Source organism: Corynebacterium sp. MSK150 (genome assembly GCF_030229215.1).
Lineage (GTDB): Bacteria > Actinomycetota > Actinomycetes > Mycobacteriales > Mycobacteriaceae > Corynebacterium.
The window spans coordinates 246,579-257,398 of record NZ_JASPHM010000001.1 but is presented as its reverse complement, the minus strand read 5'-3'; the positions used below and the strand labels follow the sequence as shown (position 1 = coordinate 257,398).

The window sequence follows — 10,820 nt, the reverse complement described above, 5'->3', positions numbered from 1 at the left end:
AATGAAACGGGCCAATAATCTCAGACACAACAACACCCTCCTAAGGGAAAGTGTTGCAACGACCCTCTGAACTCGGCCGGATGCGGAAAAGCAAAAAATCCCCCAAGACTCTGCCCCAATGGCGTTCGCCGGTATGGGCACGGCCTCTCTCGAGGACCAACAGCATATGCCAGAGAATCTCGGAAACCTCATCCCCACGGGTGTGCGAGTGGGGGCGCACGATGGGTTCACCCGAGTCGTCATCGATCTGGAGGGCGAAGGTGAACCGGGCTGGTTTACGTCCTATACCGATAGCCCTACCCAACAAGCATCCGGAAAGCCAGTCGAGGTTCAAGGAAATGCTTTCCTCAACTTAGGCATTGAAGGAACGCCGTGGCCTTCTACCCCAGAGCTAAAAGAAAAGTACATGCAGCCGGGCACTACCCCTGGTGCCGGGGTGGTCAGTGCAGTCAACTACACCACCACCTTTGAGGCGCAAACACAGCTCATTATCGGTCTAGAGAAGAAGACTGCCTACTCCGTGACGTATCTAAAGGACCCGTCCCGCGTGGTCATTGACTTCCAGAACTAACGTATAGCGGCGCCTCTAAATGGTGCACACCTTACAAAGAAGGCTCTGCTTTCCAGCGAGTGAACTGGAAGGCAGAGCCTTCTTTGGGCTTAGGGATTAGTCCTCAACCGGAACCAGGGAAATCTTGCCGCGGTTATCGATATCCGCGATTTCTACCTGAACCTTATCGCCAACGTTGATGACGTCTTCTACCTTCTCGATGCGCTCGTCGCCACCCAAGTTGGAAATGTGGATCAAGCCATCGCGACCCGGGGTCAAGGAAACGAATGCGCCGAACGGCACGGTCTTTACCACGGTGCCCAGGAAGCGCTCTCCTACCTTCGGCAGCTGTGGGTTTGCAATGGAGTTCACCTTATCGATGGCAGCATCCGCAGCCTCACCGGTAGCGGCGGAAACGTAGACGGTTCCGTCATCCTCGATGGAGACATCGGCACCGGTTTCCTCGGTAATCTGGTTGATGGTCTTGCCCTTTGGCCCGATAAGCTCGCCGATCTTATTAACCGGGATCTTCACGGAGGTGATCTTCGGTGCAAGGCCAGACATCTCATCTGGGGTATCGATGACCTCAGCCATGGTTTCCAGGATGGTAGAGCGGGCATCGCGAGCCTGCTCCAGGGCCTGGGCCAGGACCTTAGACGGGATGCCATCCAACTTGGTGTCCAGCTGCAGGGCGGTGATGTACTCAGAGGTACCGGCGACCTTGAAGTCCATATCGCCAAAGGCATCCTCGGCGCCGAGGATATCCGTCAGGGCGACGAACTTTTCCTTGCCATTTACCTCGCCAGAGACCAGGCCCATAGCGATGCCAGCTACCGGAGCCTTCAGCGGGACACCGGCATTGTAGAGGGACAAGGTGGAGGCACACACAGAGCCCATAGAGGTGGAGCCATTGGATCCCAAGGCCTCAGAGACCTGGCGGATGGCGTAGGGGAAGTCCTCACGGGATGGGATGACCGGAAGCAGAGCGCGCTCGGCCAAAGCACCGTGGCCGATCTCGCGGCGCTTCGGGGAGCCCACGCGGCCAGTCTCGCCAGTGGAGAATGGCGGGAAGTTGTAGTGGTGCATGTAACGCTTGGATTCCACCGGGGTCAGGGAATCAATCTGCTGCTCCATCTTGAGCATGTCCAGGGTGGTAACACCCAGAATCTGGGTCTCACCGCGCTCGAACAGGGAGGAACCGTGAGCACGCGGAACCAGGTCCACCTCAACGGAGAGGTCGCGGATATCGGTAACGCCGCGGCCATCGATACGGAAGCCCTCGGAAAGGATCTTCTGGCGCACGATCTGCTTCATCAAAGCGTTATAAGCGCCGCGGATCTGCTTAGACGCGTCGGTCTCTTCCAAGTCTTCGAACTGGTCCAAGAGCTCTTCTTCGACCTGCTCCATGTATTCATTGGTAGCATCGTCGCGTTCCTGCTTACCCGGAATGGTCAGCAGCTTCTCTAGCTTCTTTGCAGCAGCCTTTTCCACTGCCACGAAGACATCATCGCCGTATGCCGGGAAGAGCGGGAACTCCTGGGTTTCCTTGGCGGCACGCTCGGCCAGACCGTTCTGGGCCTCGCACAAGGTCTTAATGAATGGCTTTGCTGCCTCCAAGCCTTCCGCGACGGCTGCTTCCTGCGGTGCAGGGGCGCCGTCGGCAATGCGCTCAGCAACGTTGGTGCCGGCACCGGCCTCGACCATCATGATGGCTACGTCGTCCTTACGGCCCTTTTTGACAATGCGGCCGGCAACGACCATCTCAAAGAGAGCGCGCTCGTGCTGCTCGTGATTCGGGAAGGCCACCCACTGGCCCTCGGGGTGCTTATCATCAGCGATCAGTGCCATGCGGACACCGCCGACTGCACCGGAAACGGGCAAGCCGGACAGCTGGGTGGCGGCGGAAGCGCCGTTGATGGCAACGACGTCGTAGTACTCTTCCGGATCCTGGGACATCACGGTAACGACGACCTGGACCTCGTTGCGCAGGCCCTTGACAAAGGTTGGACGCAGCGGGCGGTCGATGAGGCGGCATGCCAGGATGGCCTCAGAAGAAGGGCGGCCCTCACGGCGGAAGAAGGAACCCGGAATCTTGCCGGCGGCGTACATACGCTCTTCTACGTCCACAGTCAGCGGGAAGAAGTCAAATCCCTCGCGCGGCTGGTTGGACGCAGTGGTCGTGGCCAGCAACATGGTGTCATCGTCCAAGTAGGTGGTCACGGAGCCGTCTGCCTGGCGGGCCAACTGGCCGGTTTCAAAGCGCAGGGTGCGGGTGCCAAAGTCACCATTGTCTAGCGTGGCAATGGCCTCGGTAATGCCAAAGTCCTCGTCAATATTGAACTCGACGGAGTTCTGAACGCTCATTAAAAAATGTCTCCTTGAGTGGTTTAGGCGATCGTCGATGCCGCCTGGTCGATTTTTGTCTATGACAACGGTGTCAAATTCTAACAGAAAAACCACAAAAGCCCCGCCAAAGGGCGGGGCGAGGTGGCCGAAGCTGGGCCGAAATTAACGGCGCAGACCCAGACGAGAGATCAGATCACGGTAGCGATCGACATTGTTCTCAGCCAGGTACTTCAGCAGGCCACGACGGCGACCAACCATCAGCAGCAGACCACGACGGGAGTGGTGATCGTGCTTGTGGAACTTCAGGTGCTCGGTCAAAGTATTGATGCGGGAGGTCAGCAGGGCAACCTGTGCCTCAGGGGAACCGGTATCGGTTTCGTGCAGGCCGTACTCCTTGAGGATTTCGGCCTTCTTCTCAGTGGTCAATGCCATGAGTATTTCTCCTTTATTTCAGTCCACATTATCGTGACGCATAAGCCTGCGCTGGCGCAGTACTTGTGCGTGCCGCAACTGCTGTGAACCGCAGTCGCTAAGCCAAACAAACACCTTACAGCGCTCAGGCAGAGAAAATCAAAACCACATGGCTTCTAGGCTGTGCTTTTAAAGCTCGCTGAAGAGCGTCTCAAGGCGTTCGACAAACTCTCGCACAAAACGCTCACTATCCACACCCACAGCTACCCGGGCGGTGGGTGGCGCATCCAATCGCTTTTCATCCGCGATTGTCCGCCCACGGGTAGGGCCGGTGGTGTCAGTCTTGAGGTTTATCGAAAGGACGTCGACAAGCGAGGCATCTGCCGCCACCGCAACGGCCAATGGATCGTGCAGGCCGCACCCGCCCAAGTGCGGCGATGTGGTGGCGTAAGCACGAATGTAATAGTCCACCATATCCGCAAAAATGCGGCCGGCGCGGGTTCCGGTAGCGCGCCAACGCGCAGACTCCGCCGTGGTCAAAAGCGTGCGCAAGGTGACGTCCAAGCCCACCATGGTGGTATCACTTGTGTGGCGGAACAGGTAATCGGTAGCTTCCGGATCCTGGGAGAAATTGGCTTCAGACCACTGCGTGACGTTGCCCGGAACGGTGAGAGCCCCGCCCATCATCACCAAGTGTGCGGCCGTGGCAAAGGAAGGGTCCTGCTGCATGGCGGCAGCAATCGTGGTGGACGGGCCGGTCGGAATGATTACTAGATCATCGCTGTGCTCGTGCACGGCCTCGATGAGGAACTCAGCCGCTGGTTGGGACTGCGCCTGGGTGGTTGCCGGCGGAAGCAGGACCTCCCCCACGCCGTTGTGGCCGTGGATTAAAGAAGAAATCTCGCTTGGCCGAAAACCATCCGGGCTAGGTCCGGCAAAGACCGGAATATCGTCTTGGCCCAGTAGTTCTAGAAGGGCCAGTGTATTGCGCACGGCTAAGGGCACGGTCACGTTGCCGTACGTGCAGGTCACGCCGATTAAGTCCAGGTCCGGATGGGCGATGGCATACGCCAGCGCTAGGGCATCATCAATGCCGGTATCAAGATCGAGAATCGTCTTCATTTATTTCTCCCGCAAGAAGTAGTCCTTCGCGGTCCAGCCCTGCGCCTTAGCATCGGCGGCTAGCACCTGGCGGGCCTTGGTTACGTCATTGGCCATCGCTTCTAGCAGCTCGTCTACGGAATTGAACTTCACCATATCGCGGAGGTGGCCTACAAAGTGCACCGTAGCCTCGTAGCCATACAGGTCAGCGTCACGGTCGAGCACGAAGGACTCGATAGAGCGCTCCTCGTCGCCAAAGGTGGGGTTGGTGCCTACGGAAATCGCGGCCGCATAGGCCACGCCAGGGCGCATATCCCCGTCGATAGAGGAGTCAGAGTGGACGATGAACCAGCCCGCGTACACACCATCGGCCGGGATGGCGACCGTATCCGGGAAATACTGATTGGCTGTTGGGAATCCGAGCTCCTTGCCACCACGTCCTGCACCGCGCACTACAGGCCCGGTCACGGTGAAATGGCGACCAAGCGCCCAATTGGCGGATTCGATGTCCCCCTGCGCAAGGCACTCACGGATGTGGGTGGAACAAATGCGCACGCCCTCATCATCCAGCAGTGGAACGATTTCCACGCTAAAGCTGAACTCGGCACCAAAGTCCTGCATAGCCTGGGCGGTTCCGGTCGCGCCGGCACCAAAGGTGAAGTTCTCTCCTACCACGATGTGCTGGGCTGCGAGCTTTCCTACCAATAAATCCTCTACGTAGGGCCGTGGCTCCACCCCAGCAAGGTCGCGGGTGAAGTCAATAACAAGCACGGCTGCAATGCCCATCTCTTCGGCCAATTCCAGTCGGCGTTCAAAGCTCAGCACCGCCAAGGGCGCACGTTCCGGGAGGAATACCGACACCGGGTGCGGGTCAAAGGTCACCATGACAGGACGCTCACCATGAGCGCGCGCATGCTCCACGCAGGCGGAGATGAGCTGCTGATGGCCGCGGTGCAGGCCGTCAAAGACACCGATGGTTACTGACGTTGGGCCCACTTCCGCGGGGATGTCATCGATTCCGTACCAAATATCCACGCAGACCATCGTAGAGCATAGACTTAGAGGCTATGACTGATGCGCTCGCAAACTCCGGACTCGTCATCGTAGACAAACCCGCCGGCATGACCTCCCACGATGTTGTCGGCCGCCTACGCAGGTACTTTCGCACCAAGAAAGTAGGCCACGCCGGCACCCTCGACCCCATGGCCACCGGCGTGCTTGTCCTAGGCATGGAGCGTGGCACCAAGTTCTTGGCCCACATGGTTGCCTCCACTAAGTCCTATGACGCCACCATTCGCCTCGGCGCCGCCACCACAACCGATGACGCCGAGGGGGAGCGCTGCTGGGGCGCTAGCGCTGCGGCAATTGACCGCACCGCAATCGAGGCAGAGATTGCCAAGCTCACCGGCGACATCATGCAAAAGCCCGCGGCCGTATCCGCTATTAAAATTAACGGCCGCCGCGCCCATGAGCTAGTACGCGAGGGCCAGGAGGTAGACATTCCCGCCCGCCCAGTAACGGTAGATAGATTTGACGTCCTGGCCGAGCGCCGCGAGGGCGACTACATCGATCTGGACGTCACGGTGGACTGTTCTTCCGGCACCTATATCCGCTCCCTGGCCCGCGATCTGGGCGAGGCCCTGCAGGTGGGCGGGCACCTGACCGCCTTGCGTCGCACTGAGGTGGGCCCTTTTGCACTTGCCGACGCCCTCTCGCTCGACGCCCTTGCCGAATCCCCTCGCCTTTCCCTCAGCTTGGATGAGGCCTTGGCTCGCTGCTTCCCCGTCCTTTCCGTCACAGAGGAGGAGGCAGCCGCCCTCGCCATGGGCAAATGGCTAGAGCCCCGCGGGCTCAAGGGCGTCCACGCTGCTGTGGCCCCTAATGGCCAAGCCGTGGCGCTCATTAAAGAAAAAGGCAAGCGCCTGGCCACCGTATTTGTGGCACGGCCCTCCACCCTTTAGCGACTAAAAACTAAGGCTGGAACCGAGGTGGAGACGATAACGTAGCCGTCTCGAATTACCCAGCGCCCGGTGATAAAAGGCACCGGTGTGGGCCTAGCCAAAATATAGGAAATAAGCGTGCCATCTTCGCGCAGGTCGATTTCTGCTTGGTCAAAGTCCAGCCAGCGAAAGGTCATGGGAAACCACGACTTATACGTGGCCTCCTTGGCACAAAAAAGCAATCGGTCCGGGCAGGTAATCCCCGCCTTACGAAGCCGCAAAAGCTGCGGCATCTCCCCTGCTCGGGCGATCATGGTAAGGACATGATCCGGCAACGGTTCGGCGGGTTCTGCATCCAAGCCTACGGACTTTAAGGCTGAGGTAGGGGCAACGACCGCAGCCCGCATGCCCTCGGTATGCGTCATCGAACCTACAAAGCCCTTGGGCCACAGCGGCATGCCGCGCTCGCCGCGCAAAATCGGCGTCGCCGGGCTGGCCCCCAATTCCTGCAAGGCTCGGTGCGCACACCACCGAGCATCTCCGAACTCGGCCTTGCGCACATCAACTGCCTGGGAAACCAGAGACTTTTCTTCGGCCGCGAGGTCTTCAAAATTAGCCAAATCCGCATAGCTCGAGTCCGTGCGCACGTAGCAATAGCGCGCACTTTCTGGAAATAGCTCTGGATACATCATCGTGTCCCCTCCTCTACAAAGGAACGCAGTACCGGATAGGGCCACGCCTGGGCGCTCTCGCGCCCCTGCCATTCACGCGGATACCCCAATGACGTTTCGATGTGGTCAACGCCGTCCACATTCATGCGAGACGGCATATGCAGGTGCCCATAGATGACGGACTCCGCGTTATAGCGCCGCGGCCACGACCGCGTATGCCTAGTTCCGCACCACAAGGCAATTTCCGGAAAGCGCAATAGCATGGTTGGTTCTTGGACCAAGGGCCAATGGTTAACCAACACGGTAGGACCATGTACACGGGAAAGGCGCTTGATGGAATAGGCCAACCTGTCCCAACACCACGCCCGCACGTCTACGAAGGGGGCGATGGCGAACTCATCGGTCATCATGAGTTGTTTCGCGCGCGCCGCGTCAATGGCTTCGTCCACGCTAAGGCCATGCGGACGGAAACTGTAATCATACAAAGTAAATAGCGGAACAATGGTAGTTCCGTGAAATACCGGATACGGGTCTTCTGGAGTAATAACTCCAATCTCCCTGCACCTTTCCACTAAGTGCGCATACTTTTCTCGGCCTTGATACCGGTCCTGGGAACGGGAGAATAGCTCATGGTTGCCCGGCACCCAGATGACCCTGGCATAGCGATCATTAAGCTGGCGCAAAATACGAATAATGAGTTCGGTACGCTCTGCAACGTCCCCGGCCACGATGAGCCAATCCGCGGGATCGGGCGGAGTAAGCTGATCAATGCGCTCGCTATTGGCACTGACCGCTCCATGCAGGTCAGAAACCGCCCACACTGTTGGCATAGGTTTCTCACCTGCCTTCCTAGAATCTGCGCGCTGCACGGAGCCGCACACCGCGCGAGAGTATCAACACGCCCACTTTAGCGCAGCTAGCGCTCCTGTACTACGGCCCATTTCATCGATCGGAACCGGTAGACCACACCCACCATGCGGAAAGCAATGAAGGCCGCGAGACCACACCACACGCCGGTTAAGCCTGTGCCCATGAAGTGCGCCAAGATTACACCCGGCAAAAATCCCACCAGGACCGAAGAAATGGTCAGCGTACGCAGGAAGGCAGCATCGCCGGCCCCCAGCAAGACACCATCGAAGGCGAAGACCACGCCACCGCCGATAACCATGGCCACCAGGATCCACCACGGCTCAGAGATGGCATCGAGCACTTCCGGAGCGGAGGTAAAAATGCGCGGAATAATCCCTGCACCAGCAGCAAATACGGCAGCCAAGAGGCCAGAGAAAATCGTAGAGTACAACGCCACCTTGCTGCCCACACTGCGTGCGTGCCGCGCAGAGCCAGCACCTAGTGCAGCACCAGTCAATGATTGCGCGGCAATGGCCAACGAATCCAAGATAAGGGACATGAAGTTCCACAGCTGCATCATGATCTGGTGACCGGCCAAAGAAGCGGTACCAACGCGGGAAACCACAGCCGTGGCAGTAAGAAAGGCCACCTGGAAGCTAGCCGAACGCAAAATAAGATCGCGGCCTAAGATGAGTTGTTCGCGTACCACATGCCACTGAAATTGCCAGGAGCCGGTATGTTCCTTATGCAATTCGCGGACAAATAGCGCAGCAATAATGCTCATGCCCAAAACCGTGGCAATTGCCGAGCCTGCCAGCCCCCAGAAATGGACGAAGATGGGCACCGCAATAGCGCCGGGAATCATGCCAGACAAAGTGAAGTACAGCGGCTTCTTCGTATCTTGGACACCGCGCATCCAGCCGTTTCCGGCCATCTCCACCAAAGTAACGGGAATAGCCAGAGCTGCGATGCGCAGCCACAAGGCCGTACCGGCGGCCGTGGTGGGATCACCGGTTAGAGCACGGGCAAATACGCCGCCGAAAATCCACATGATTACCGCGAGCAGCCCGCCTACTCCTAGAGCCACATAGGTGGCTTGCACGCCTTCAGCAACCGCCGCTTCGCGCTTGCTGGAGCCAAAGAGACGAGCAGAGCGAGCGGTCGTGCCGTAGGACAAGAAAGTCAACTGCGTCGTCACCACGGAGTGAATTGTGGTGGCTGCAGCCAGCGAGGCGAGCTCTTGGGCGCCAAGGCGTCCGACTACCGCGGTATCCAGCAAGAGGTAGAGCGGCATGGCCGCAAGTACGCCAAGCGCGGGAAACGCGAGGCCAAAGACCTCGCGTGCGGTTACCCTGCCAGCGGTGGAGCGATCCTGAGCGTTCATTCCATCCGTCTGCCTATTTCTCATTGGATAGCGGCCACCAATTCCTTAATAATCTTTTCCGGAGCCCCATGGGCGGTATAGCCCGCGGCCGGTACATGTCCGCCGCCCCCGAAGGTAAGCGCTACCGAAGAACAATCAATGCGAGAAGAACGCAAGGAAACCGCCCACACCTCCGGAGCTTGTTCCTTAAACACCACGCCGACGGTGGTTCCTTCAAGCGCGCGAACGAACTCCACCAAAGATTCAACGGCCGAATCAGAGTGTCCCTGGATATCTTCCAGCCGCGCGACGAGAATGCCTAGGGTGTGCTCCCCTGCATCTTCGAGGCGCAAACCGGCCAATACCCTACCGATCATCTGAAGATCGTCCGGCGTGGTGGAATCTAAAAGGTCAGCTGCGATCTGCTTGGTATCCAGATCGTAGTGCATGAGGCGGGTGGCAATATCGTGCATAGCCGGCCTGCCCCAGCGGAAGCTGCCAGTATCGGTCATCAAACCGGCATATAAGCAGTGCGCAATATGACGGTCAATCTGAATCTCCAGTGAATCCAGGATGCTCAGCAACACCACGGTGGTGGATTCACATTCAGTGTCCACCACATTGATGGCACCAAACCCCGGATTAGAAGAATGATGGTCAATGCACAGAACTCGGCCCTGCTGGGCTAGCTGCTCAATCCGGTCCGCAAAAAAGCCCGTCCGGTCTAAAGAACCACAATCAACGGTGACGTAGAGGTCATAGCCTTCCGGCAGCTCACGACTAGTGGTGACGTCGTCGGCGGCAGGAATGGTGTAAAGATTACGGGAAATCTCCCGCTCCTGGCCCACAACGGCACAGACGTCTTTGCCCCGTTGGCGCAGCGCGAGCAGCAACGCCGCAGCAGAGCCGATGGCATCGGCATCCGGCCGCAGGTGCGTCACAATGCAGATGCTATGAGCATCATGCAAAGCGGCAACTGCCGGCTGGTATTGCTTCTTAGTCACTTAAGCCTCGTCTTCATCGGAGGTCTTATACGGGTTCGCATCCCCTGCCGGCTGAGCGTTTTCCTTCAGCTTTGCTAGTTCTTCATCGCGGGCGCGAGCACGGGCCAGAAGCTCTTCCATATGAGCAGAGGCCTCCGGAACGGTATCGACCTCGAAGGTTAGCGTCGGGGTAAACCGCACCGAGAGTTGATCGCCCACAATCTTGCGCAGCTGACCTTTAGCGCGCTTGAGGGCTTCTTCTGCTTGGGCGAAGTCCGGCTCTGAATCAATGTCCTTTCCGCGCACGGTATAAAAAACGGTGGCATCGTGTAGGTCGCCCGTGACTCGAGTATCCGTAATGGTCACCAGCTCGAGGCGGCGATCCTTAATCTGGCGTTCGATGGCGCTCGCCACGATTTCCTGAATGCGCTTGGCCATGCGCGCTGCGCGTGCGTGATCGACCATGTAAACCTCCCAGCTCAATAAGAATCTATCTCTAAAATTACCGCCAACCGGTACAAGAAACCACCAGTTTAGTGCCGAATCCCGGACAATGAAAACCCGTCGCGGCAGCGCCAGTAGGCAGCGGCACCCACGGCGCCCTCA

The 10,820-nt window shown here is 58.4% G+C and carries 10 protein-coding genes and 1 pseudogene; 2 read left to right on the top strand and 9 right to left on the bottom strand.

Translation table 11 applies throughout. From position 1 onward, the window contains the following. Positions 1 to 112: 112 nt before the first annotated feature. Positions 113 to 571: pseudogene (locus QP941_RS01225) on the top strand (AMIN-like domain-containing (lipo)protein); the annotation flags it as partial. A gap of 96 nt (positions 572 to 667) precedes the next feature. Here QP941_RS01225 and QP941_RS01220 read toward each other — a convergent pair. The 4 genes from QP941_RS01220 to QP941_RS01205 all read right to left on the bottom strand — a co-directional run bounded on the left by QP941_RS01220 (position 668) and on the right by QP941_RS01205 (position 5,452). Further along, entirely contained in the window at positions 668 to 2,914 is a 2,247-nt protein-coding gene (locus QP941_RS01220; protein WP_284867713.1) for a polyribonucleotide nucleotidyltransferase, read from the bottom strand. A gap of 144 nt (positions 2,915 to 3,058) precedes the next feature. Beyond that, positions 3,059 to 3,328, bottom strand: a complete 270-nt coding sequence (gene rpsO, locus QP941_RS01215; RefSeq protein ID WP_005278802.1) for a 30S ribosomal protein S15 — start codon at positions 3,326 to 3,328, stop codon at positions 3,059 to 3,061. A gap of 168 nt (positions 3,329 to 3,496) precedes the next feature. Continuing rightward, positions 3,497 to 4,429: a nucleoside hydrolase gene (locus tag QP941_RS01210; protein ID WP_284867712.1), complete on the bottom strand. Its 933-nt coding sequence runs from the start codon at positions 4,427 to 4,429 to the stop codon at positions 3,497 to 3,499. Then, positions 4,430 to 5,452, bottom strand: a complete 1,023-nt coding sequence (locus QP941_RS01205; RefSeq protein ID WP_284867711.1) for a bifunctional riboflavin kinase/FAD synthetase — start codon at positions 5,450 to 5,452, stop codon at positions 4,430 to 4,432. Positions 5,453 to 5,475: 23 nt separating this feature from the next. On the opposite strand from QP941_RS01205, the gene truB reads away from it, so the two are divergent. After that, positions 5,476 to 6,369 carry a tRNA pseudouridine(55) synthase TruB gene (gene truB, locus QP941_RS01200; protein WP_284867710.1) on the top strand — a complete coding sequence of 298 codons (894 nt, stop codon included), beginning with the start codon at positions 5,476 to 5,478 and terminating at the stop codon, positions 6,367 to 6,369. Here truB and QP941_RS01195 read toward each other — a convergent pair. The 5 genes from QP941_RS01195 to rbfA form a co-directional block, all read right to left on the bottom strand. Next, positions 6,366 to 7,040 carry a 4'-phosphopantetheinyl transferase family protein gene (locus QP941_RS01195; protein WP_284867709.1) on the bottom strand — a complete coding sequence of 225 codons (675 nt, stop codon included), beginning with the start codon at positions 7,038 to 7,040 and terminating at the stop codon, positions 6,366 to 6,368. The genes truB and QP941_RS01195 overlap by 4 nt on opposite strands. Beyond that, the gene (locus QP941_RS01190) at positions 7,037 to 7,849 is read right to left on the bottom strand and encodes a metallophosphoesterase family protein (protein WP_284867708.1); all 813 of its coding nucleotides are present in this window, start codon (positions 7,847 to 7,849) and stop codon (positions 7,037 to 7,039) included. The genes QP941_RS01195 and QP941_RS01190 overlap by 4 nt, the downstream gene beginning before the upstream one ends. Before the next feature lie 86 nt (positions 7,850 to 7,935). Beyond that, positions 7,936 to 9,276, bottom strand: coding sequence for an MATE family efflux transporter (locus QP941_RS01185; protein ID WP_284867707.1), 1,341 nt, complete (start codon positions 9,274 to 9,276; stop codon positions 7,936 to 7,938). Continuing rightward, positions 9,273 to 10,235, bottom strand: a complete 963-nt coding sequence (locus tag QP941_RS01180; RefSeq protein ID WP_150851477.1) for a DHH family phosphoesterase — start codon at positions 10,233 to 10,235, stop codon at positions 9,273 to 9,275. Before QP941_RS01180 ends, QP941_RS01185 begins: the two co-directional genes overlap by 4 nt. Continuing rightward, on the bottom strand, positions 10,236 to 10,679 hold the full coding sequence (rbfA, locus tag QP941_RS01175) for a 30S ribosome-binding factor RbfA (RefSeq protein WP_239194447.1): 444 nt from the start codon (positions 10,677 to 10,679) through the stop codon (positions 10,236 to 10,238). Positions 10,680 to 10,820: the final 141 nt, after the last annotated feature.